Below are 23451 nucleotides of genomic sequence, written 5' to 3'. Positions count from 1 at the left end.
GCTGCGGGTCGGTGGGGGCTTGGCGCGCCCCGCGGCGGAGCCGCAAATCGAAACAGCCCCGCGCCCCTGAAAGCGCGCTTCGCGCGCAATCGGCTCGCCCTGACCGGACTCTTGGTAGTGGGCCTCTTCCTTCTCTTCTGCTTCCTCGGTCCCCTCCTCTACTCCACCGACCAGACCCACACCGACCTCACCCAGGTCAATCTCCCGCCCGGCGGAGCGCACTGGCTCGGCACCGATGCCGTCGGGCACGACCAGCTCGGGCGGCTCATGTACGGCGGGCAGGTCTCGCTGCTCGTCGGGCTCGCGGCCGGGGTGCTCGCCACCGTCATCGGGACGCTGTGGGGCGCGGTGGCGGGGTATGCGGGCGGCTGGGTGGACGCGGTGATGATGCGGGTCGTGGACGCCGGGATCGCGATACCGGCGCTGTTCATCCTGCTGGTCGTCTCCGCGATCACCTCCCCGGGCACGTCCGGGATGATCGTGATCCTCGGACTGGTGTCCTGGCTGGTGCCGTCCCGGCTGGTGCGGGCGGAGACGCTCACGCTCAAGAACCGGGACTATGTGCTGACCCTGCGCGCGACCGGTGGCACGCACGGCCGCGCGATCCGACGGCACATCCTGCCGAACTCGGTGTCGACGATCGTGGTCGCGGCCACCTTCCAGGTCGCCGACGCCATCCTGCTCGTCGCGTATGTGTCGTATCTGGGGCTGGGCGTCCAGCCGCCGAAGACCGACTGGGGCGGCATGCTGACCGCCGGTCTGACGGCGGCGTACTCCGGGCGCTGGTGGCTGATCGTTCCGCCGGGCCTCGCGATCATCCTCGTCGTGTGCGCGTTCAACGCGATCGGCGACGGGCTGCGCGACGCCTTCGACGTGAGGGGACGCGGGTGAACATCCTTGAGATCGCCGATCTGGGCGTGACCTTCTCGACCGAAACGGGTGACGTGCCCGCCGTGCGCGGAGCGTCGCTGCACGTGCGGCCCGGCGAGACACTGGCCCTCGTCGGTGAGTCCGGGTCCGGCAAGTCGACGGTGGCGCTGGCCGCGATGGGGTTGCTGCCGCGCACCGCACGGGCTTCGGGGCGGGTGGTGGTCGACGGCACCGACGTGGTGGGCGCGCCTGAGGCCGCGCTGGCCCGGCTGCGCGGCCGTACCGCCTCCATGGTCTTCCAGGAGCCGGCGACCGCCCTCGATCCGCTGACCCGGGTGGGCTCCCAGATCGCGGAGGTCATACGGAACCATCGCGACGTCTCCCGGTCGGCCGCCGCCCGCGAGGCGGTCGAACTCCTGAGCCGCGTCGGCATTCCCGAGCCGGAGAGGCGGGCTTCGGCCTTCCCCTTCCAGCTGTCGGGCGGGCAGCGCCAGCGGGTGGTCATCGCCATGGCGATCGCCAACTCACCGGCACTGCTCGTCGCCGACGAGCCGACCACCGCGCTCGACGTGACCGTGCAGGCCGAGATCCTCGATCTGCTGCGCCGGCTGGCGGCCGACTCGGGCACGGGTGTGCTGCTGGTCACGCACAACATGGGTGTGGTCGCCGACTTCGCGGACCGGGTCGCCGTGATGCTGCGGGGCGAGATCGTGGAGACGGGGACCGTGGAGGACGTACTGCTGCGACCGCGGCACGAGTACACGCAGCGGCTGCTGGCTGCGGTGCCCCGGCTGCGGCTCAGCGGTGCGGACGCTCCCCCGGCACCGTCCGAGGCTCCGGTGGTGCAACTGCGCGAGGTGTCCGTGCGGTTCGGGCGGTTGCGGGCCCTCGACGGCGTCTCCCTCGACGTCCGCCCCGGGGAAACCGTCGGTCTCGTGGGCGAGTCCGGGTCGGGCAAGTCGACGGCGGCCAGGGTCGCGCTCGGGCTCGTCGCGCCCGACTCCGGCTCGGTGTCGCTGTTCGGCACGGACCTCGGGCGGGCCCGGGGCCGCGGCCGCCGTGCCCTGCTGTCCGGCGTCGGTGTGGTGCTGCAGGATCCGGTGGCCTCGCTGGACGCGCGGATGAGCGTGGCGGAGTGCGTCGCCGAGCCGCTCCGGGTGCACCGGCGGGGCATGACGGCCGCCGAGCGGCGGGCCAGGGTCGCCGAGGTGCTCGAACTCGTGCGTCTGCCCCGGGAGTTGGCGCGCCGTGGGCCGCGGGAGCTGTCCGGGGGGCAGCGGCAGCGGGTGAGCCTCGCGCGGGCGCTGGTGCTGCGGCCCCGGCTGTTGGTCGCGGACGAGCCGACGAGCGCGCTGGACGTGAGTGTGCAGCGGACGGTGCTGGAGGTCATCGCCGAGTTGCAGCGTGAGCTGGGGTTCGCCTGTCTGCTCGTCTCCCACGACCTGGCCGTCGTGCAGGAGTTCGCGCGCCGGGTGGTGGTTCTTCGGGACGGGCGGATCGAGGAGCAGGGGCCGACCATGGCGACGCTGCTGCGTCCGGAGACCGAGTACACGCGCCGGCTCATCGCGGCCGTGCCCGTGCCGGACCCGGTGCTGCAACGGCAGCGCAGGGAACGCCGGACGGCGCTCGGGACGAGGGCCGAGGCGTGACGCGGTCAGTGCTGGCCGGTGTCGACATCGGCGGTACGACGACCCAGGCGGTGCTGTGCGACCCCGATCTCGACGTCCTGCACCGCGTCGGCGTGCCCACCCCGGCGGCGGACGGCGGAGCGGCGATGGTCGGCGCCGCGCTGGATGCCGTACGGCTGCTGCTCGGCCGTACGCCCGCGCGGCTGCTCGGCGTCGGGGTGGGCGCGGCGGGCGTGGTGGACGCGCGGGCCGGGCGGGTGCTGGTGGCCAGCGACTCGTTCCGGGGCTGGGCCGGGTTCGGGGTGACGGCGGCGGTCGAGGAGGCGCTGGGCGCGCCGGCGTTCCTGGACAACGACGTCAACGCCTTCCTGCGCGGCGAGGCGACGGCCGGTGCGGTGGCGGGCGTGCCGGATGCGCTCGGGATGACGCTGGGCACCGGTGTCGGCGGGGCGTTGTGGCTGGACGGCCGGCTGTACGACGGCCCGCACGGCGCGGCGGGCGAGCTCGGGCACGTCCCCGGCTTCGGCGACCTGCCCTGCACCTGCGGCGGGCGGGGGCATCTGGAGACCCTGGCTTCCGGCCGTGCGATCGCCGCTCGGTATGCCGCGCGCACCGGACTCTCGCGCACGGCCGGGGAGGTCGCCGAGGCGGCGGTGTCGGGCGACGGGGACGCGCTCGCCGTGTACGAGGCGGCGGGTGCCGCGGTCGCCCGCGCCCTGCTCGTCACGGCGGGGCTGCTGGACGTCACCACGGTGGTCGTCGGCGGCGGTGTCAGCCGCTCCTGGGCTCTGCTGGAGCGCTCGATCCACGCCGCCCTGACCGCCGAGCCGCCCGTCAGCGGGCATCCTGTGCGCGTGCTGCCGTCCGCGCTCGGCGCCGACGCGGTGGCGATCGGGGCGGCGGCACGCGCGCGTGCGGAACTGGGGCCCCTGGCCGACCGGGTGGCGGAAATCAGCCAAGGCGGACCAGGTGATTGACGCGTACCCAACACTCTCCTACCTTCTGGTCGGTTCACCGAACTCCGTTCGAAATACCGCACGTTCGGCGTCCCGACCAGAAGGCCCGCACCCCCCTGGAGAGCACATGACACCCCCCTCCCGCAGACACTTCCTCGGCATGGCCGCGACCGTCCCGCTCGCCACGACCGGCGCCCTGGCCCTCGGCTCGGGGACCGCCCACGCGGCCGACTCGGCGTACGCGATGGTCTACTTCACCGAGTCCACCACCATGCTGGAGGCGGACTACAACCTCCACCTGGCCGTCAGCACCGACGCTCTGCGCTGGACGCCGCTCAACCAGAACAACCCCGTCGCCACCCCCACCCTCGGCGCCGGCGGTCTGCGCGACCCGTTCCTGCTGCGCAAGCAGGACGGCACGTTCGTCGTCCTGGCGACCGACCTGAGCGGCACGGACTGGACCCGCACCAGCGTCTACATCCATGTGTGGGACTCCACCGACCTGCGTACCTTCACGGGCTACCGGCTGCTGAAGCTGCACGACATGACGAACACCCACAGCTGGGCGCCGGAGGCCTACTGGGACGCCGCACGCGGCCAGTACGGCATCCTCTATTCGTCGGTGAACAGCAGCGGCCACAACGTCATCATGGTCAGCTACACGACCGACTTCCGTACGACGACCGACCCGCAGGTGTTCTTCGACCCCGGGTACGACGTCATCGACGGCAATCTCACCGTCGGCGTGAACGGCGTCAACTACCTCTACTACAAGAGGGACCAGACGCTGGTGGGCGCGAGGTCGACGTCGCTCACCCCCGGCAGCTTCACCCCGTTCAGCACTGCGGCGGCGCACGGCGGCACCGAGGCCCCGACGGTGGTGAAGTCCCTGACCGGCAACACCTGGTACCTCTGGGGCGACACCTACACACCGAACGGCGTCTTCTACGCCTGGCAGAGCAACGACCTGGCCGCCGGCACCTGGACGGCCGTCGACCAGAAGCTCTACACCCAGCCGCTCAACTCCAAGCACTGCGGCATCCACCCGATCACGTCGACCGAGTACGGCAACCTGATCGCCAAGTGGGGCGCCCCCGCCTGGAACCGCCTGAAGTCGTACAACTACCCGGCGCGCTACGTCCGGCACAGCGGATTCGCCGGCCGGATCGACGAGTACCCCTTCGACCCGTTCCCCGACTCGCAGTGGAAGCTGGTGCCGGGGCTCGCCGACTCCTCCGGCGTCTCACTGCAGTCGGTCAACTACCCGACCCGGTATCTGCGGCACTACGACTACACGCTGCGCCTGGACGTGAACGACGGCACGTCGACGTTCGCCGGGGACGCCACCTTCTACCGGACGGCCGGACTCGCGGACGCCTCCTGGGCGTCGCTGCGCTCGTACAACAACCCGACGCGCTACATCAGGCACGCCAACTACGCCCTGCGCATCGATCCCGTCTCCACGGCCACCGAGCGCCAGGACGCCACCTTCCACGTCGGTTACTGAGCAGCACAGCGGGGTTGTGACGAGTGCCCGTCACAACCCCGCGAGAGCCGGCGCAGGTCAGTCCAGGCCGGCCGACTTCAGCCAGGCCTTGGCGACGTCGAGCGGGTCCTTGTTCTCCAGCTGGACCTGGGAGTCCAGGTCCAGGAGCGTCGTGGTGTCCAGCTTGGCCGAGACCGCGTTGAGCGCGTCGACGCCCTTCTGCGACAGGCCGCTCTTGTAGACGAGCGGGGTCACGTTGGCGAAGCCGAAGAGGTTCTTCGGGTCCTTCAGGACGACGAAGCCCTCCTTGGTGATGGTCGGGTCCGTCGTGAAGATGTCCGCGGCCTGCACGGTGTTCTTCGTCAGCGCCGCCTGGGTCAGCGGACCGCCCGCGTCCAGCGCCTTGAACGACTCGAACTTCAGGCCGTACTCGGACTCCAGCCCCTTCAGGCCCTGCTGCCGGGTCTGGAACTCGGGCGAGCCGCCGAACACCAGCTCCGGGGCGGCGGCCTTGAGATCCTCAAGCGTGGACTCGGCGGTGAGCTTGTACTTCTTCGCCGTCTCGGCGTTGAGGCTGACGGAGTCCTTGTCCTCGGCCGGCGAGGACTCCAGCAGCGTCAGCTTGGCGTCCAGCTTGCCCTTGACCGCGGCGTTCACGCCGTCGGCCGTGTCCTGCTGCGCCTTCGGGTCGAGGTAGGCGAGGAGCGAGCCGTTGTATTCCGGCAGCACGGTGATGGAGCCGTTCTTGAGCAGACCGTAGGTCGTCTCGCGGCTGCCTATGTTGGGCTTGTAGGTGACCTTGACGCCCTTGGCCTTGAGAGCCTCGCCGTAGATGTCGGCGAGCAGGATGCTCTCGGCGAAGTTGTTGGAGCCGACGACGACGGTGTCGCCGCTCGCCCCGTCCCCGGCGAGCGGGTCGGACTTGTCGTCGGAGGAGGAACATCCCGCCAGCAGCGCCGCCGTGGCGGCGAGCGCGAATGCAGCCGCGCCGGGATGGTTCCTGAGGGACCTGCTGCGTGAAGCGGTGAAAGTCACGGTTCCCGTTCCGGATTCAGGGGGTTGAGAGAGCTCTTCCACTGATCCAATCCAGCCGGTTCTTGGTCAGTCAAGAGCGGCCAGGTCACCGATTGGCCTCAAAAATCGGAAGGTAACGGACAGTTGTGCTCCGATGTAAAGGCGGGACGGTTGCGGGACGCTTGGGGTGCAGGGGGCTGTAACGGATTCTTGACGTACAGTTCCGGTCACGGTGAACCAGGGGCTGTACTGTCCCCGGACGAAGCCGTTCCGTACCGATCAACAGCGGTCACGTGAGACCTCGCGCGCCGTGCGACGCCCACGAAGGAGGCAACTCGGTGTCCACGAACGAGGCGGGCGTGCCCCGCCCGCGTCGTATACGCGGTTTTGCCTACCGCTGGCCCTTCAGACGCAAGCTGAACCTGCTGGTCCGGGTGCCGCTGGCCGTGGTCGCGGTCCTGCTCGCCTACCTCATCACCGACCAGGTCTCGCAGTCGCGCGACGCGGCCGACGCCGCCCGGCTGGTCCGGGAGAGCGCTGAGGTCGCCACCCTCGCGGACCGGCTGGCCGCCGAACACCAGCAGGCCATCCTGCTCTCCGTACGGCACGAGGCGGCCCAGGGCGGCGAGCCCTCGACCGCGGCCTACCGCACCGCCCAGTCCATGGTGAACGCCCAGGTCCAGCGGGTGCGCGACGCCTTCGGCGACCGGCTGCCGGTGACCGAGGCGCAGGCGCTGAAGGGCGTCGAGGGCATGAGCAGCCTGCGCGACACCGTGGAGCAGGGGTATCTGCCGGCCAGCAACATCGACCCCGCCTACACCCACGCCTCCCAGCTGCTGATCGACGGCCTCGGTCTGGACCGCAACCCGGACCTCGCGACCTCCTTCACCGGCAACCAGCTCGACTCGCTGCTGCGCGCGGGCGCCGCCCACAGCGCCTTCGAGACCGGCGTCTTCTCCGCGTCGACCGGTGACTCCAACGCTCTCCTGGAGTTCATCGACGCCATCGGCTCCCACGAGGAGTACACGCACCAGGCAGAACGTTTCGCCAGGTTCGCCACCGACGCACAGGCCGCCCAGCTCGACGGGATCAAGTACACGGCGGCGCAGAGCATCATCAGCCGGCAGTTCACCGACCTGCAGATCGACCCCGGCTCCGTGCAGGCCGACTCGCGCGCCGAGATCCGCACCTCGCTCGCGGCGGCCCTGGACTCCTACGGCGCCTACCGCGATCAGGCGAGGACGCGGCTGGCGATCACCACCTCGCTCATCCACCAGGTCGCCGACGAGGCGGAGAGCGCCTCCGACACGGCCGCGTGGCGCGCGGCGCTGCTGCTCGGGCTCGCCGTGCTCGGGTTCGCGGTCTGGCTGGTCCTCGCGATGCTGGTGCGCCGCTCGGTGGTCCAGCCGGTCACGGCCCTGACGGATGCCGCGCGGCAGGTCGCCGTCGTCGCCGAGCGGGAACTGGCCCGGGTGGCCGACGACGACGCCGAGGACGACGGTCCGCCGCGGCTGCGCGAGATGCCGGTCACCGCCCGCGACGAGATCGGCGAACTCGCCGAGGCGTTCAACCAGGTACAGACCACGGCGGCCGCGCTGCTCGAACGGCAGGTGCACAGCCGGCGCAACGTCGCCGAGATGTTCGGCAACGTGGGCCGCCGGGTGAGCAACCTGACGACACGTCAGCTCGCCCTCATCGACGCGGTGGAGCGGGGTGAGACGGACCCCGCGCTGCTGGAGCGGCTGTACTCCATCGACCACATCGCGGTCCGCCTGCGCCGCAACGCCGACAGCCTGATGCTGCTCGCGGGCATCCACGAGACGAGCCTGGACGCCGGACCCACCTCGCTCACGAACGTCGTACGTGCTTCGCTCGGGCAGATCGAGGGCTATCAGCGCGTGGAGCTGCGCCCGCGGACCGAGGTCAGGGTGCAGCCGGAGGTCATCGGCGACCTGACGCTGATGATGGCCGAACTCCTGGAGAACGCTGTGTCGTTCTCGCCGGAGGGCAGCCCGGTCGAGGTGGCGGTGTCGGCCGGCGGCGACGACGCGGTCATCGTCGTCTCGGACCACGGCCTGGGCATGAGCCCCGAGCGCCTCGACGAGGAGAACGCGCGCCTGATCCGCCGCGAGCGGCTGGACGTCGTACCGACGAAGGTGCTGGGCCTGTTCGTGGTCGGCACGCTGGCGCGCCGCTGGGAGATCACGGTCGCCCTGTCGCGCACACCGGGCGGCGGAGTGACGGCCGAGGTGACGGTGCCGGCGTCGCTGCTGGTGACGGCCAGTACGACGGGGTCGACGGCCACGGCGGCACTGACGGCGGTCGCCGCTGCGAGGACGCCCGAGGCAGCCGACGCCCCTGCCGCCGCGGCGACCGGCCCGGTGCCCTCGCCCGCCGCGCAGGAGGACGACGTACGGCCGGACGACGGTGCGGACGGCGACGGGCCGCGGCCTCTCCCCCGGCGGGTCTCCCCGCGGGCGTCCGAGCCGGACAGCGCCCCGGCGGTCCCCGAAGCCCGTACCGAGCAGACCCCGGTCGACGACGGCGACTCGGCACCGGCCGACCACGCCCGGGCCGACCGGCCGGACCCGTCCGTCGCCGCCACCCGGCCAGGCGCGAAGCCGACGGCTGCGCCGGCCGCGAGCGGCGCTCCCGCCGCCCGCCCGCTGCGTCGCCGTGTCCGTGGCGCGACCCTGCGCACGACCGTCGATGCCGGCGAGCGGCAGACGGCGCCGCGGCAGAGCGCGCCGACCCTCGACGCGGACGCGGTACGGGCCTCGCTCGACGAGTTCGAGGCGGCCGTGGAGCGCGCGCACCGCGACAGCCGACGCGGCGACGAAGATCGGTCCGCCGCACCCACGACCCCCCACCCGCACAACCAGAACGACCTCCCGGAAGGAGCGCAGCAGTGAGCACGTCGACAGGTGGCACCCCGGCGGAAGGCGCCACGCCGGCCGAACTGAAGGCCGCGGCAGCCGACTTCACCTGGCTGCTCAACCGCTTCGCGAAGGAGACGGCCGGTGTCGTGGACGCCATCGCCGTCTCGTCCGACGGGCTGCTCATCGCCGTCTCCGAACTGCGTGAGCAGGCCGACTCCGAGCGGCTCGCCGCGATCGTCTCCGGCATCACCAGCCTGGCCGCCGGAGCGTCCGGCAACTACGGCCTCGGCGGCCTGAACAAGGTCATCATCGACCTGGAGGGCGGCCACGTCCTGGTCTCCGCGATCGGCAGCGGCGCTGTGCTCGGCGTCGTCACCGACAAGGAGGCCAAGCTGGGCAACATCGCCTACGAGATGACCGTGTTCGCCAACCGCGCCGGTGCCGCCCTGAGCCCGCAGCTCGTGCTGGAGCTGAAGAACAGCGTCGGCGCCGCGTCGGCCCGCTGACCGGGCCGGACAACGACAGGGCACCCGGCCGAGGAGAACGGACAACCCCATGGCGGACGGCAACCCACCGCCGGACCCGAGCGAACCGGCCCCCGGCGGCCCGGAACCGGTCGGCCAGGCCTCCGCCGTGCGGCCGTTCCTGCTCACCGCCGGCCGGGTGGCGGACGGCGGCGACGGCCCGTCGCTGCCCATCGAGACCCAGGTGGTGGCCACCGCCGAGGGGCTCGACGCGCTCGACCGGCTCTCCTTCGAGCAGCACGACATCGTCGCCGTGTGCCGGCTGCCGCAGTCCCTCGCGGAGATCGCGGCCCGGCTGCGGCTGCACCTGAACGTGGTGCGGGTCCTCGCCGAGGACCTGCGCGCGGCGGGTCAGTTGACGGTGCACGTGCCCGACGCCGGCGTCGTCCACGACTCAACCGTCCTGCGCAGGGTCATCGACGGCCTGCGCGCCATCCCCGACGCACGCGGAGTACGCAGTGACAGCGACTGAACCGGCCACCGTACGACCGCCGCTGCCGGTCAAGATGGTGATCTCGGGCGGCTTCGGTGTGGGCAAGACCACCGCCGTGGGCGCGATCTCCGAGATCGAGCCGCTGACCACCGAGGCCGCCATCACGGAGGTCGCGGCGGGCGTGGACGACCTCACGCACACCCCGCTCAAGACCACGACCACCGTGGCCATGGACTTCGGCTGCCTCACCATCGACCCGACGCTGAAGCTGTATCTGTTCGGCACGCCCGGCCAGGAGCGGTTCGGGTTCATGTGGGACGACATCGTCGAGGGAGCGGTCGGCGGCCTCGTCATCGTCGACACGCGGCGCCTGGACGACTGCTACGCCGCCGTCGACTACTTCGAGCACAAGGGCATCCCCTTCGCGGTGGCCGCCAACGCCTTCGACGGCCAGGTCGAGCACACCCTGGAGGAGATCCGCTGGGCCCTCGACGTCACCGAGGGCGTCCCGGTGGTCGTCTTCGACGCCCGCGAACGCGGCTCGGTACGGGACGCCCTGCTGCTCGTCCTGGAACTGGCGCTGGCTCGCACGCAGGCCTGATCCGCTCAGGTGTGCCTGCGCACCCCCGGCGACACCGCGAACCGGCCCAGGGCCCAGAACACCCCGAGCGTCGCCAGGGCCATCGCGGCGACGAGGGTGGCGCCGCCGACGACCTTCTCGTAGTCGCGCTGGTAGAGGCCGTCGACGATGTAGCGGCCGAGGCCCCCGAGACTGACGTACGCGGCGATGGTGGCCGTGGAGACGATCTGGATGGCGCCCGAGCGCAGGCCGCTGAGGATCAGCGGGAGGGCCGCGGGCAGTTCGACCTGGAAGAGGACGCCGGCCTCGCTCATGCCCATCCCCCGCGCGGCGTCCACCGGTGAGGGGTCGACGGAGCGCATCGCCTCGTAGGTGGTGACGAGGATCGGCGGGACGGCGAGGATGACCAGCGGGGTCATCACGTTGACCATGCCGAAGCCCACCAGCAGGGTCATCAGCACCAGCAGGCCGAAGGTGGGCAGGGCCCGCCCGGCGACCGCGATGAAGGCGAGGGCGTTGCCGCCGCGGCCGTAGTGACCGGTGACCAGGCCGACCGGCAGGGCGATCAGGGCGGCGATGCCGAGCGCCTGGAGGGTGTACTGGATGTGCTCGCCCACGCGCGTGGGGATGCCGTCGTAGCCCTGCCAGTGGGCGCTGTCGCGGAAGAAGTCGCTGATGAAGTGGAACAGGTTCACCGGGCTGCGTCCTCCAGAGCTGCGGCGGCCCCGTCGGGCCGGTCCGCCTTCGGTGTCGTACGCGCCCGGCGTGGCATCCACGGCGTCAGCAGCAGGCGTACGCCGACCAGCAGACCGTCGGCGAGGATCGCCAGGGCGGCCATGGTGAGCACGGCGTTCAGGGCGAGTTCGGGCCGGTTGTAGATGTTCGCGTCGTTGATCAGGTTGCCGAGCGCGCCCTGGTTGCCGATGAGGGCGCCGACGCTGACGAGGCTGATGCTGGACACCGTCGCCACGCGCAGCCCGGCGATGATCGCCGGCACCGCGATGGGCAACTGCACCTGGACGTACCGGCGTACGGGTCCGAAGCCCATGGCCGTGGCGGCGGCGAGGGTCTCCTGGGGGACCGAGCGGACGCCGTCGACAATCGCCGGGACCAGGACGACGAGGCTGTAGACGGCGAGCGGGATCATCACCGTGAGCTCGGTCTGGCCGGTGTAGTCGATGAGGAGGACGAAGAAGGCCAGCGAGGGGACGGCGTACAGCACGGTCGTCACCCACAGCACCGGCGGGTACAGCCAGCGGAAGCGCACGCAGAGCTGGGCCAGCGGCAGCGAGACCACCAGTCCGGCCAGCACCGGCAGCATGGCCTCGCGCAGGTGCAGCCCGATCAGCCCGAGCCAGCTGGACTGGAGGTCGCTGGGGATGTCGAAGAAACGGTCCCAGTTCATCCGGCGACCTTCGCGTTCGTACGGCCCTCGTCGCGTCCGTCGCTGTCGCGGCCGTCGGCGTCACGTCCCCCGGCGTCGCGTCCCTCGGCGTGCGCGCCGCGGATGGCCTCGGCGATGGTCTGCTGCGAGACGACCCCGGTGACCCGGCCGCCGGCGTCCACGGCGACGGCCCAGCCGGTCGGCGAGAGCACGGCGCAGTCCAGCGCGGCGCGCAGCGAGTCCGTGCCGGGGACGAACGGCCGCCCGTACGGCAGGAGTTTCGCCGGCTCGAACTCCCCGGCGGTCAGGTCCCGCGGCTCGCTCCAGCCGAGCGGACGGCCGTCCTGGTCCGTGACGAGGAGGTAGGGGGCGTCGGCCGTGTCGTGCGCGGCGATCTGCTCGGCCGTGGCGTCGACGGCCACGACGGGCTCGGTCAGCAGCTCGAGACCGGCGGCCGGGAAGAAGGACAGCCGCCGGATGCCGCGGTCGGCGCCGAGGAAGTCCTCGACGAACGCGTCGGCGGGGTGGGAGAGCAGTTCGGCGGGCGGGGCGAACTGGGCGAGTTTGCCGCCGGTACGCATGACGGCGACCATCGTGCCGAGCTTGACGGCCTCGTCGATGTCGTGGGTGACGAAGACGATGGTCTTGCCCAACTCCTCCTGGATGCGCAGGAGTTCGTCCTGGAGTCCCTTGCGCACCACGGGGTCGACGGCCGAGAACGGCTCGTCCATGAGCAGCACCGGCGGATCGGCCGCGAGCGCCCGGGCCACGCCGACGCGCTGCTGCTGGCCGCCGGAGAGCTGGTACGGATACCGCTTGGCGAGGGCCCCGTCGAGGCCCACCCGCTCCATCAGCTCCCGGGCCCGGGCGCGGGACTTCTCCTTGCCCCAGCCCAGCGTGCGGGGCACGGTGGCGATGTTGTCGAGGATGGTGCGGTGCTGGAAGAGACCCGCGTTCTGGATGACGTATCCCATGGACCGGCGCAGGGTGTTGACCGGCTGCTGCTGAATGTCCACGTCGTCGAGGAGGATGGTGCCCTCGCTGGGCTCGACCATCCGGTTGATCATCCGCAGCGTGGTGGTCTTCCCGCAGCCCGACGGCCCCACGAGAACGGTGATCGAGCGGTCGGGTATCTCCAACGAGAGCCGGTCGACCGCCACCGTGCCGTCCGCGTATCGCTTGGTGACTGAATCTATCCGTATCAAAACGCCGAATATCCTTCGGGGTTGGCGGAAATTGACCGTTTCGTTCCGGCCATTTACGCAGGCCGTCGCTGGTCGAGTCTAGACCGGTTGTGTTGCGGGGCTTCTGCCGGTGTGTGACGCGTGCCGGCTCCCGTGGCTGCGCAGGGCGGCGAAGGAGCGGCCGCCCGCCGTCCACTGGGCGACGGCATGCCAGCCGGCGCGCTCCGCGTACCGCAGCAGGGCGGGCGTGCCGAGCCGGGCCCAGGGGAAGGCGGTGCCGTGGGCGCCCCGGGCGTCGGCGACATGGACCTGGACGCGTTCGTCGAGGTCCAGGTCCGGCACGGTCTCGGCGATCAACAGCCCGCCGGGGGCGAGGAGTCGGCCGGTCCGGTCGAGCAGGGCCGCCGGGTCGCCGCCGATGCCGATGTTGCCGTCGATGAGCAGGGCGGTGCCCCAGCGGCCCTCGGCGGGGAGCGGCTCGAAGACGGAGCGGTGCAACGCCGGTGCGCCGAGCCGCAGTGTGCGCGCCACGGCCGCCTCGCTGACGTCGATGCCGAGCACGCGCCGTCCCTGCCGGCACAGCGCCGCGACCAGCCTCCCGGGCCCGCATCCGACGTCGAGTACCGCGCCCTCGCAGCGCCGCAGCACCTCCAGGTCCGCCGCGTCGGCGTCCGCACACCAGCGCTCCACGTCCAGCGGCAACAGCCAGCCGTCGGTCCGGCGCAGGAAGAGGGGGCCGCGGCCGCTGTGCAGAGCGAGCGCGTAGGGGTCGGCGGACCAGGCCCGTTCGGGGTCTGGGCGGGGGTCCGAGAGGAGGACGTCCCCGTCGTCCGAGGTCCGCCGCGGTCCGCTCTCGGTGCCGGTCGTGGCCGGGCGGGGGATCGCGGGCGGGCCCGCCTGGCGGGTGATCCATGCCGCCGTCCGCTGGCGCAGGCCCGTCATCGGCCCGCCGCCGGGGCGAAGCGTGCGAGCGCGGTCGCGAAGCGGCCCCCCGGGGCTTCCCTGGCGACCAGGTCGGCGTCGTACGCCGTGTCGACGTCCCGCAGCCGCGGCAGCTCGCGCACCCGCAGGTCCACGAGGCGGGCCCGCTGTGCGGCGCCCGTGTGCGGCGTCGACATCGGGACGCCGCGCAGGCGTGCCGGGTCCGGCTCGGCGAGGCCCAGCGCCCAGAAACCGCCGTCGGCGGCGGGGCCGAAGTACGCGTCGCAGCCGGACCAGTCCACCGTCAGCAGCTCCGGCGTCACCTGCGGGGTGTCCATGCCGATCAGCAGCGCCGGGCCGTCGCAGCCCGCGAACGCGGCGGCCAGCCGTTCGTCGAGGCCGCCGGCGCACTGCGGTACGACCTCGAAGCCGGGCGGGAGCCAGGCGCCCGGCGTCCCGTCGAGGACCAGGACCCGGCGCCGCGCGGGCGTGTGCGCGACGACGTCCAGCGTGTCCGCGAGGGACGCCTCGGCGAGCGCGGCCGCCTCCTCGGGCGTGAAGGGCGGCGTCAGCCTGGTCTTCACCCGGCCCGGCCGGGGCTCCTTGGCGATGACGAGGAGCGTGGTCACGGGCGGGTTCCCTTCCGTGCGGGGCCGAGGCCGGGGCGGGCGGCGGACGCGGGCTCGCGCTCCGCGTCCGTGGCCGGCCCGCCCCCGCCTCCGCCCCCGCCGCCGTCCGCCAGCACCCGGCTCATGTCCCGCACCGCCTGCCACGTCCCCCGCCAGGTGCCCGTCACCTTCGACGCGCCCGTGCGTGGGTAGTAGGGCACGTCGTGCTCGGTGATCCGCCAGCCCGCGTCGGCGGCGCGCACGACCATCTGGAGGGGGTAGCCGCTGCGGCGGTCGGTCAGGGCGAGGTCGAGCAGGGGCTCGCGGCGGGCGGCGCGCAGCGGGCCGAGGTCGCGCAGGCGCAGGCCGGTGCGGCGCTGGAGGAGACGGGTGACGGCGAGGTTGCCGACGCGTGCGCGCAGCGGCCAGGCGCCGCGGGTCTCGGGGCGGCGCCGGCCCAGGACCAGGTCGTCCTCGCCGGCCGCGATCCGCCGGACGAAGGGCACGAGGTCGCCGGGGTCGAGCGTGGCGTCGCAGTCGCAGAAGCAGACGATGTCGGCCGTGGCCGCGGTCAGCCCCGCATGGCAGGCGGCGCCGAATCCGCGCCGCTCCTCATGGACGACGCTCGCCCCGAGCGCCCGCGCGACGTCGGCCGAGCCGTCCGTGGAGCCGTTGTCCACGACGATCGCCCGCCAGCCGGGCGGGATGCGCTCCAGGACCCAGGGCAGTGCCTCGGCCTCGTCGAGACAGGGAAGCACGACGTCGACGGACGCCGTGCGGTGCGCGTTCGTTCCTGCGGATGGGGTCGTCACGGCTTTCACCCTACGAGCAAGAAACGGACATTTCGGTCCATGGCTCCTTACGAAACAAGGACGTCGGGGGTCGGCTGCAGCGCTCGCGCCCGCGGGGTGCGAGGCTGGCGGCATGGAGCAACAACAGCCGTCCCCGCAGGCCGGGGCCCGGATCCTGGTCGTCGACGACGATCCCACCGTCGCCGAGATCGTCTCCGGATACCTCGACCGCGCCGGCTACGTCGTGGACCGCGCCGGTGACGGCCCCGACGCCCTCGCCCGGGCCGCAGCGCACTGGCCGGACCTCGTCGTCCTGGACCTGATGCTGCCCGGCATGGACGGCCTGGAGGTGTGCCGCCGGATACGCGGCCGCGGCCCCGTGCCGGTCATCATGCTCACCGCGCGCGGCGACGAGGACGACCGCATCCTCGGCCTGGAGGTCGGCGCCGACGACTACGTCACCAAGCCCTTCAGCCCCCGCGAACTGGTGCTGCGCGTCCAGTCGGTGCTGCGCCGCACGGGCCCGGTCCCGTCGGCGAGGCCCCTGCGCGCGGCCGGCCTCTCGGTCGACCCGGCGGCCCGCCGCGCCACCAAGGACGGCACCGAACTCGCCCTCACCGTCCGCGAGTTCGACCTGCTCGCCTTCTTCCTGCGCCACCCCGGCCGGGTCTACAGCCGTGAGGACCTGATGCGCGAGGTGTGGGGGTGGGACTTCGGCGACCTGTCGACCGTCACCGTCCATGTGCGGCGGCTGCGCGGCAAGGTCGAGGACGACGCGGCAAGGCCCAGGCTCATCCAGACCGTGTGGGGCGTCGGCTACCGCTTCGAGGCGGGCGACGCCGGCGACGCGTCCCACGCCACCGGCACCACCGACGCCCCCGACACCGAAGCCCCGGAGGTGTGACCGTGCGCGACACCCTCCTCATCGCCCTCTTCGCCTTCCTCGGCGCGGCCGCGGCAGGTGTGCTCGGCGCGTGCGTGCTGCTGCTGATCCGGCGCCGCTCGCTGGTCGCGCATCTGACCGTGGTCGCGGGCGTCGGCGTCACCGCGATGCTCGCGGGCACCCTCGCGGTCGCCGAGGCGATGTTCCTGTCCGGGCACGACCTGAGCGTCGTCACGACCGTCGTCGCCATGGCCGCCGTGGTCTCCCTGGCCACCGCCCTGCTGCTCGGCCGCTGGGTCGCCGCCCGCAGCCACGCCCTCGCGCTGGCCGCCCGCTCCTTCGGCGACGGCGGCGACTTCACCTCGCCCGAAGGCCCGGCCACCGCCGAACTGGCCGCGGTGAGCCGTGAGTTGGAGGCCACGAGCGCGAAGCTCGCCGAGTCCCGCGAGCGGGAACGCGCCCTGGAGTCCTCCCGGCGCGAGCTCGTCGCCTGGATCTCGCACGATCTGCGCACCCCGCTGGCCGGTCTGCGCGCCATGGCGGAGGCGCTGGAGGACGGGGTGGCCGCCGACCCCGACCGTTACCTCAAGCAGATCCGCATGGAGGTCGAGCGCCTCAACGGCATGGTCGGCGACCTGTTCGAGCTCTCCCGCATACATGCCGGCACCCTGACGCTCTCGCTGGCCCGGATGTCCCTGTACGACCTCGTCGGCGACGCCCTCTCGGGTGCGGACGCGCTGGCCCGCGAGAACGGCGTACGGCTCGTCGGTGAAGGTGTCGAGGCCGTGCCGGTGGAGGTGGACGGCAAGGAGATGAGCCGCGTGCTGGGCAACCTGCTGGTCAACGCCATCCGGCGCACCCCGGCCGACGGCACGGTCGCCATCGCCGCCGAGCGCTCGCCGGAGGGTGTGGTGCTGTCCGTGACCGACGGCTGCGGCGGCATCCCCGATGAGGACCTGCCCCGCGTCTTCGACACGGGCTGGCGCGGCACGCACGCCCGGACGCCCCCGGCGGGCGCGGGTCTCGGGCTGGCCATCGTGCGGGGGATCGTGGAGGCGCACGACGGGCGGGCCACGGTGCGCAACGTCCCAGGTGGCTGCCGCTTCGAGGTGGTGCTGCCCGCTGCCGCTTCTCTGTAAGCGGGCAGCACCACCGGTCCCGGCAGGCTACGCCGTGCGCAGGCCCGCCGCGGCGAACTCCCGCATCCCGTCCTCGAAGCCGACCTCCGCCTTCCACCCCAACTCCGCGCGCAGCCGCGCCGAGTCCGCCGTGATGTGCCGGACGTCTCCGAGCCGGTACTCCCCGGTCACGACCGGTTCGGGGCCGCCGTACGCCGCCGCGAGCGCGTCTGCCATCTCGCCGACGGTGTGCGGGTCGCCGCTGCCGGTGTTGTACGCCGAGAGGGATCCGTCGGCGGAACTCGCCTCCAGCGCGGCGACGTTGGCGGCGGCCACGTCCCGCACATGCACGAAGTCCCGCCGCTGGCGGCCGTCCTCGAAGACCCGCGGTGCCTCACCGCGCGCGAGGGCCGAGCGGAAGAAGGAGGCGACTCCGGCGTAGGGGGTGTCGCGGGGCATGCCCGGGCCGTAGACGTTGTGGTAGCGCAGGGACACCGCCGTCGCGCCCGTCGCGCGCGCCCACGACGCCGCGAGGTGTTCCTGGGCCAGCTTGGTCGTCGCGTACACGTTGCGCGGGTCGGCCGGGGCGTCCTCCCCGACAAGGCCGGGCGCGAGGTCGGCGCCGCACAGTGGGCAGGGCGGCTCGAACCGGCCCGCCTCCAGGTCGGCGACGGCACGCGGGCCCGGGCGTACGACGCCGTGCCGGGCGCACTCGTAGCGCCCCTCCCCGTACACCACCATCGACCCGGCCAGCACCAGCCGCCGTACGCCCGCGTCGGCCATGGCGGTGAGCAGTACGGCCGTGCCGAGGTCGTTGCGGGAGACGTACTCGGCGGCGTCGGAGAAGCCGGCACCGAGGCCGACCATCGCGGCCTGGTGGCACACGGCGTCGACGCCGGTCAGGGCACGGCGGACGGCGGCGGGGTCCCGTACGTCCGATTCGGGGGCCGTCCGAATGTCGTACACGACGGGTTCGTGCCCGCGAGCCGCGAGCGCTTCGACGACATGGGACCCGATGAACCCGGCACCGCCGGTGACCAGTACGCGCATACGGCCACGCTAGGGCCATGGCCGGCGTCCACGGAGCTCCACGCCCGCCATGTCACGGGTTCGTAAGGGCTCCGACCACCAACGGGATCGTCACCGTGAACACCGTCGCGCCCGGCTCGCTCGTCAGGTCGATCCCGCCGCCGTGCGCCCGCACCAGGGACTGGGCGACCGCCAGCCCCAGCCCGCTGCCGCCCCGGTCCCGGCTGCGGGCCTTGTCGACGCGGTAGAAGCGGTCGAAGACGCGCTCCCGGTCGGCGGGCGGGATGCCGGGTCCGGCGTCGGCGATGCGGACCTGGGCCGCGCCCTGGGTGACGGACACCGCCACGGACACCTCGGTGCCGGACGGTGTGTGCATCGCCGCGTTGGTGAGCAGGTTGTCGAGGACCTGACGCACGCGCTGGGGGTCGAGGCGGAGTTTCAGGGAGCTGGGCCCGGGGGCCACCGTCAGCGGGTGGTCGGCGTGGGTGACCCGGAAGGCGTCCGCCGCCTGCTCGACCAGCTCCACCAGATCCGCCTCCTGCGGGCGCAGCGGCGTCTCGACCTCCGCGGCGTCGAGGCGGGCGAGCAGCAGGAGGTCGTCGAGGAGGAAGCCCATCCGGGCGGCCTCCGCACGCAGGCGCGCGAGGTGCCTGTCCCGCTCCTCGGGGGCGTTGGCGGCCGCGTACTGGAACAGATCCGCGTAACCCCGCACCGACATCAGCGGCGTACGCAGCTCGTGCGAGGCGTCCGCGACGAAGCGGCGCAGCCGCTGTTCCGCCTCCGCGCGTACCGCGAGCGAGTCGTCGATGTGCTCCAGCATCGTGTTGAACGCGGTGCGCAGCTCCTCCACCTCGGGCCCGCCGCCGCGCCCGTCGTGCCGCACCGACAGCCGCCCCGAGTCGGTCAGGTCGTGCGAGGTGATGCCGCGGGCGGTGTGCGCCATGTCGCTGAGCGGCTTCAGGCCCCGGCGCAGCATCCCCCGCCCGAGCACCACGAGGGCCATGAGCGCGAGCCCGAAGGTGACGGCCTGGATGGTGACCAGCTGGCCGACGGTGTCCTCGATGTCCTCCATGGGCGCCGCGCTGACCAGCACCACACCGGGCTCGACCTCGCAGGCGCGCAGCCGGTACTCGCCCTTGCCCTTCAGGTGCTCGGTGCGCAGGACCTCGGTGTTCGCGGTGGTCTGCGCACGGGCCACGGAGGTGAAGTCGTCGACGTCCGCCGGGACGTCGGCGGGGTCCTCGGGCCTGCGCAGCACGGGCTCGCCGCCCGACACGTCGTACACGGCGTAGTACCAGCTGTAGTACTTCTTGCCGGAGAGCGTGCCGTAGTCCGCGATGGACTTGGACTGGGCGACCTGGCCCTGCGCGAGCTGGGTGTCGAGCTGGGCCGACAGGTAGTCACGCATGTACGTCGTCAGGGCGGTGCCCACGACCGCGAACACCACCAGCGACAGCACCCCGAGACCCAGCGCCAGCCGGGTCCCGAGTCGCATCCCGCGATACGCCCGCCGCAGCCGCCCCATCACTCGGCGGCCTGCCGGATCACGTATCCGAAGCCGCGCACGGTGTGGATCAGCGGTGAGCCGGTGTCGTCGAGCTTGCGGCGCAGCCTGCTGACGACCAGCTCGACGACGTTGGAGCGGCCGCCGAAGCCGTACTCCCACACATGGTCGAGGATCTGCGCCTTGGTGAGCACGGTCGGCGACTTGCGCATCAGATAGCGCAGCACCTCGTACTCGGTCGGGGTGAGCGTGAGCAGCTTGTCGCCGCGGCGGACCTCGCGGGTGTCCTCGTCCATCGTCAGGTCGGCCACCCGAAGGACGGAACGCTGGAAGCCGGGTCCTGCGCTGCGCCGCAGCACGGTGCGCAGGCGGGCCATCAGCTCCTCCACCGCGAACGGTTTGACCAGGTAGTCGTCACCGCCGCGGGTCAGCCCGGCGACCCGGTCGGCGACCCCGTCGCGGGCGGTGAGGAACACCACCGGCACCATCGCCCCGGTGGCGCGCAGCCGGTCCAGGACGCCGAAGCCGTCCAGATCGGGCAGCATCAGGTCCAGCACCACGATGTCCGGGTGGAACTCGGCGGCCAGCCGCAGCGCCTCCTCACCGGAGTTCGCGGTGACCGCCTCCCAGCCCTCGTAGCGGGCGACCGTCGCGACGAGGTCGGCGATGGGCGGGTCGTCGTCCACGACCAGCAGGCGTACTTTCTCCACCCGTTCATACTGCGGCACCCGGCGCCGGTCCCATCAGCCGGGTGCGGGCCCGCGGCCACATCGATAGCCAGTTGAAAGAAGTCCGACAGCTTTTCGACAGCGCCCGCCGGACAAGCTCGGTATCCACAGACGAGATCAAGGAGCTGTCGCCGTGACGACCGTCCAATCGCCCCCTGCGCCCCCCACGGCGATACGCCCCAGGGTGGTGGCCCGCACGGGCCTGTACGCCGTGCTGGCCGCGAACGTGGCCGTGGTGCTCTACTTCTTCTTCGCCGCCGGATTCGCATCGAACACACTCATCGTGATCGGCCGCCTCACCGGCCTGTTCGGCGCTCTGCTCATGGCGTTCCAGCTCCTGCTGGTGGCCCGGCTGCCGTGGCTGGACCGCCGTATCGGCATGGACCGGCTGACCTCCTGGCACCGCTGGACCGGCTTCAGCATCCTGTGGGTCCTGCTCGCGCACGCCGTGTTCATCACCTTCGGCTACGCCGAGTCGTCCTCGCTGGACCCGGTGAACCAGCTGATCGACCTCGCCGAGACGGTCGAGGGCGTGCTGCGCGCGGTCGTCGCGCTGGGCATCATCATCGTGATCGGGTTCGTCTCCGCCCGGTTCGCACGCCGCCGGCTGGCGTACGAGACGTGGCACTTCATCCACCTGTACACCTACGTCGCGGTGGTCCTGGCGTTCACGCACCAGGTCGCGGTCGGTACGTCCTTCACGTCCTCGTCCGCCGCCACGGCGTACTGGTACGGCGTGTGGGGAGTGGCCCTCGGCTCGGTGTTCGTCGGCCGCCTGGTCCTGCCGTTGTGGCGGAACTGGCGCCATCAGTTCCGTGTCTCGGCGGTGGTCCCCGAGTCCCACAACGTCGTCTCGATCTACATCACCGGCCGTGACCTGGACAAGCTGCCCGCGCGGGCCGGCCAGTTCTTCCTGTGGCGGTTCCTGACGAAGGACCGCTGGTGGCAGGCGAACCCGTTCTCCCTGTCGGCCGCGCCGGACGGCACGCAGCTGCGCCTCACCGCCAAGGCGGCCGGCGACGGCTCGGCGGCCCTGCGGCACATGAAGGTCGGCACGCGCGTCTTCGCCGAGGGCCCCTACGGCGCCTTCACCGCGCTGCACCGCACCCGGCCGGAGGCGGTACTCATCGCCGGCGGCGTCGGCGTCACCCCGATCCGGGCGCTGCTGGAGGAGCTGCACGGCCACGCGGTCGTGCTCTACCGGGTGTCCTCGGACCAGGACGCGGTCCTGTACGGCGAGCTGGTCGAGCTCGCCCACGCCAAGGGCGCCGAGCTGCACCTGGTGACCGGCCCGGTCACACCGGACAAGCTTGCCCCGGCCGAGCTGACGCGGCTGGTGCCGGACATCACGAACCGGGACGTCTTCCTGTGCGGCCCGCCGCCGATGATGAACGCGGTGATCGGCAGCCTGCGTGAGCTGGGCGTGCCCAAGGAGCAGGTCCACTTCGAGCGCTTCAGCCTGGCCGGCTGAGAGGACGGGAAACACTGTGAAGCGAGCAATACCTGTCCTGGTCCTCAGCATCGCGGGCCTGATCCCGGTCTTTCGCTACGAGCCGTCCCTCGGCACGGAGACCGCCAGTCCCGCCCCGACACCGTCCGCGTCCTCCACCGCCGCGTCGGGTTCGGACTCGGGCAGCACGGTCGTCAAGGGCTCGACCGTGCAGACGGACAAGGGTCCCGTGCAGGTCGAGGTGACCTTCGCGGGCACGAAGATCGGCTCTGTACGGATGCTGCAGCAGCCGAACCACCCCCAGACCACGGCCGCCGTACCGAAGCTGATCGCGGAGACGCTGGAGGCGCAGAGCGCGGACATCGACACGGTGTCGGGCGCGACGATCACGAGCGACGGCTACAAGGAATCGCTCCAGGCCGCGATCGACGCGAACACGGAGTCCGCGGCTGCCTCGCCCTCGGCATCCGCCGCCGCGGAGACGGTCGACGGCTCGACCGTCCAGACGGACAAGGGCCCGGTGCAGGTCCAGGTGACCTTCGAGGCCGACAAGATCGCGTCGGTGAAGATGCTCCAGCAGCCGAACCACCCCCAGACCACGGCAGCGGTCCCGCAGCTCGTCGCGGAGACGCTGGAGGCCCAGAGCGCGGACATCGACACGGTGTCGGGCGCGACGATCACGAGCGACGGCTACAAGGAGTCCCTCCAGGCCGCGATCGACGCGAAGGGCTGATCATGCACCGAGTCGAACACGTCATGGGGTTCCCGGTCTCCCTGCGGGTCGACGACGAGCATGTCGGCGAGGAGACGGCGGACGCCGTGTTCGCGTGGCTGCGCGAGGTCGACGCCCGGTTCAGCCCGTTCAAGGCGGAGAGTGAGGTCTGCCGGCTGGACCGTGGCGAGATCGTGCGTCGCGACGTCAGCGCGGACCTCGACGAGGTGCTGGCGCTCTGCGAGGAGTACCGGGTCGCCACCGGCGGCGCCTTCGACGTACGGCTGCCCGGGCGTGGACTCGACCCGTGCGCGGTGGTGAAGGGCTGGTCCGTGCAGCGGGCGGCGGAGCTGCTGAAGGCGGCGGGGGCGAGGCGCTTCGTCCTGAACGCCGGTGGTGACGTGGTGGCGGGCGGCGGGCCCTGGCGGGTGGGGGTACGGCACCCCGAGCAGGCCGACAGGCTGTGCACGGTCGCCGAGCTGACGGACGGCGCGATCGCGACGTCCGCCCGCTACGAGCGCGGCGACCACATCATCGACGGCCGCACCGGGCGTCCGGCGACGGGTCTGCTGTCCCTGTCCGTCGTGGCGCCCTCCCTGACAGTGGCGGACACGGTGGCGACGGCAGCGTTCGCGATGGGCAGGGAGGGCGTCGAATGGGCGGCCTCCCGGGAGGGCTGCGAGGTGTTCGCGGTGGACGCCGGGCGGGGAGTCCTGCGTACGGAAGGCTTTCCGGCGGTGTCAGCGGCGCAGGCTCGGGCGGCGTGACG

Annotated in this window: 23 protein-coding genes; 13 read left to right on the top strand and 10 right to left on the bottom strand. The window is 72.3% G+C overall.

The annotated features are described in order from the left end of the window. The first annotated feature begins 66 nt into the window (after positions 1–66). The 4 genes from OG254_RS37000 to OG254_RS36985 all read left to right on the top strand — a co-directional run bounded on the left by OG254_RS37000 (position 67) and on the right by OG254_RS36985 (position 4961). Positions 67–891, top strand: coding sequence for an ABC transporter permease (locus OG254_RS37000; protein WP_405595408.1), 825 nt, complete (start codon positions 67–69; stop codon positions 889–891). Beyond that, the gene (nikE, locus tag OG254_RS36995) at positions 888–2519 is read left to right on the top strand and encodes a nickel ABC transporter ATP-binding protein NikE (protein ID WP_405590718.1); all 1632 of its coding nucleotides are present in this window, start codon (positions 888–890) and stop codon (positions 2517–2519) included. The genes OG254_RS37000 and nikE overlap by 4 nt, the downstream gene beginning before the upstream one ends. Beyond that, positions 2516–3475, top strand: coding sequence for an ROK family protein (locus tag OG254_RS36990; protein WP_405590715.1), 960 nt, complete (start codon positions 2516–2518; stop codon positions 3473–3475). Before nikE ends, OG254_RS36990 begins: the two co-directional genes overlap by 4 nt. A gap of 106 nt (positions 3476–3581) precedes the next feature. Further along, on the top strand, positions 3582–4961 hold the full coding sequence (locus OG254_RS36985; RefSeq protein ID WP_405590712.1) for a glycoside hydrolase family 43 protein: 1380 nt from the start codon (positions 3582–3584) through the stop codon (positions 4959–4961). Between the two features lie 57 nt (positions 4962–5018). On the opposite strand, the gene OG254_RS36980 is transcribed toward OG254_RS36985, so the two are convergent. After that, entirely contained in the window at positions 5019–5975 is a 957-nt protein-coding gene (locus OG254_RS36980) for an ABC transporter substrate-binding protein (RefSeq protein WP_405590709.1), read from the bottom strand. 317 nt (positions 5976–6292) lie between these two features. Between OG254_RS36980 and OG254_RS36975 the strand changes: the two genes are divergently transcribed. Genes OG254_RS36975 through OG254_RS36960 form a run of 4 tightly spaced genes read left to right on the top strand, consistent with a single transcriptional unit; the run spans position 6293 to position 10391 of the window. Next, positions 6293–8866, top strand: a complete 2574-nt coding sequence (locus OG254_RS36975) for an ATP-binding protein (protein WP_405590706.1) — start codon at positions 6293–6295, stop codon at positions 8864–8866. Continuing rightward, positions 8863–9339: a roadblock/LC7 domain-containing protein gene (locus OG254_RS36970; RefSeq protein ID WP_351186296.1), complete on the top strand. Its 477-nt coding sequence runs from the start codon at positions 8863–8865 to the stop codon at positions 9337–9339. Before OG254_RS36975 ends, OG254_RS36970 begins: the two co-directional genes overlap by 4 nt. Positions 9340–9388: 49 nt before the next feature. Beyond that, on the top strand, positions 9389–9829 hold the full coding sequence (locus OG254_RS36965) for a DUF742 domain-containing protein (protein ID WP_405590703.1): 441 nt from the start codon (positions 9389–9391) through the stop codon (positions 9827–9829). Between the two features lie 34 nt (positions 9830–9863). Continuing rightward, positions 9864–10391, top strand: a complete 528-nt coding sequence (locus tag OG254_RS36960; protein ID WP_405595405.1) for a GTP-binding protein — start codon at positions 9864–9866, stop codon at positions 10389–10391. A gap of 5 nt (positions 10392–10396) precedes the next feature. Here OG254_RS36960 and OG254_RS36955 read toward each other — a convergent pair whose 3' ends face one another. The 6 genes from OG254_RS36955 to OG254_RS36930 form a co-directional block, all read right to left on the bottom strand. Then, positions 10397–11065, bottom strand: a complete 669-nt coding sequence (locus OG254_RS36955) for an ABC transporter permease (RefSeq protein ID WP_405590700.1) — start codon at positions 11063–11065, stop codon at positions 10397–10399. Continuing rightward, complete coding sequence (locus OG254_RS36950) at positions 11062–11775, bottom strand: ABC transporter permease subunit (protein WP_351186304.1); 714 nt, start codon at positions 11773–11775, stop codon at positions 11062–11064. Before OG254_RS36950 ends, OG254_RS36955 begins: the two co-directional genes overlap by 4 nt. After that, the gene (locus tag OG254_RS36945) at positions 11772–12959 is read right to left on the bottom strand and encodes an ABC transporter ATP-binding protein (protein ID WP_405590696.1); all 1188 of its coding nucleotides are present in this window, start codon (positions 12957–12959) and stop codon (positions 11772–11774) included. The genes OG254_RS36950 and OG254_RS36945 overlap by 4 nt, the downstream gene beginning before the upstream one ends. Positions 12960–13037: 78 nt before the next feature. Further along, on the bottom strand, positions 13038–13880 hold the full coding sequence (locus OG254_RS36940; protein WP_405590693.1) for a methyltransferase domain-containing protein: 843 nt from the start codon (positions 13878–13880) through the stop codon (positions 13038–13040). Continuing rightward, the gene (locus tag OG254_RS36935; RefSeq protein ID WP_405590690.1) at positions 13877–14488 is read right to left on the bottom strand and encodes a DUF2064 domain-containing protein; all 612 of its coding nucleotides are present in this window, start codon (positions 14486–14488) and stop codon (positions 13877–13879) included. The genes OG254_RS36940 and OG254_RS36935 overlap by 4 nt, the downstream gene beginning before the upstream one ends. Next, positions 14485–15288, bottom strand: a complete 804-nt coding sequence (locus tag OG254_RS36930; protein ID WP_405590687.1) for a glycosyltransferase family 2 protein — start codon at positions 15286–15288, stop codon at positions 14485–14487. Before OG254_RS36930 ends, OG254_RS36935 begins: the two co-directional genes overlap by 4 nt. A gap of 103 nt (positions 15289–15391) precedes the next feature. Between OG254_RS36930 and OG254_RS36925 the strand changes: the two genes are divergently transcribed. Beyond that, entirely contained in the window at positions 15392–16162 is a 771-nt protein-coding gene (locus tag OG254_RS36925) for a response regulator transcription factor (protein WP_405590684.1), read from the top strand. 2 nt (positions 16163–16164) lie between these two features. Beyond that, the gene (locus OG254_RS36920; protein ID WP_147998223.1) at positions 16165–17280 is read left to right on the top strand and encodes a sensor histidine kinase KdpD; all 1116 of its coding nucleotides are present in this window, start codon (positions 16165–16167) and stop codon (positions 17278–17280) included. A 27-nt stretch (positions 17281–17307) separates the two neighbouring features. On the opposite strand, the gene OG254_RS36915 is transcribed toward OG254_RS36920, so the two are convergent. Genes OG254_RS36915 through OG254_RS36905 form a run of 3 tightly spaced genes read right to left on the bottom strand, consistent with a single transcriptional unit; the run spans position 17308 to position 20502 of the window. After that, positions 17308–18309, bottom strand: coding sequence for an NAD-dependent epimerase/dehydratase family protein (locus OG254_RS36915; RefSeq protein WP_405590681.1), 1002 nt, complete (start codon positions 18307–18309; stop codon positions 17308–17310). Between the two features lie 52 nt (positions 18310–18361). Continuing rightward, entirely contained in the window at positions 18362–19816 is a 1455-nt protein-coding gene (locus tag OG254_RS36910) for a sensor histidine kinase (RefSeq protein WP_405590678.1), read from the bottom strand. After that, positions 19813–20502, bottom strand: a complete 690-nt coding sequence (locus OG254_RS36905; protein WP_351186319.1) for a response regulator transcription factor — start codon at positions 20500–20502, stop codon at positions 19813–19815. Before OG254_RS36905 ends, OG254_RS36910 begins: the two co-directional genes overlap by 4 nt. Positions 20503–20653: 151 nt before the next feature. Here OG254_RS36905 and OG254_RS36900 point away from each other — a divergent pair, with 151 nt between their 5' ends. From OG254_RS36900 to OG254_RS36890, 3 genes are read left to right on the top strand one after another with little or no spacing between them, the layout of a single operon-like run. Then, positions 20654–21991, top strand: coding sequence for a ferric reductase-like transmembrane domain-containing protein (locus tag OG254_RS36900; protein WP_405590676.1), 1338 nt, complete (start codon positions 20654–20656; stop codon positions 21989–21991). A gap of 16 nt (positions 21992–22007) precedes the next feature. Further along, positions 22008–22703: an FMN-binding protein gene (locus OG254_RS36895; protein WP_405590673.1), complete on the top strand. Its 696-nt coding sequence runs from the start codon at positions 22008–22010 to the stop codon at positions 22701–22703. Between the two features lie 2 nt (positions 22704–22705). Further along, complete coding sequence (locus OG254_RS36890) at positions 22706–23449, top strand: FAD:protein FMN transferase (RefSeq protein WP_405590670.1); 744 nt, start codon at positions 22706–22708, stop codon at positions 23447–23449. Positions 23450–23451: the final 2 nt, after the last annotated feature.

Source organism: Streptomyces sp. NBC_01092, from assembly GCF_045039535.1.
In the GTDB taxonomy this organism is placed as follows: domain Bacteria; phylum Actinomycetota; class Actinomycetes; order Streptomycetales; family Streptomycetaceae; genus Streptomyces.
The sequence above is the reverse complement of the archived record's forward strand: the minus strand, read 5'-3'. Positions and strand labels throughout refer to the sequence as shown.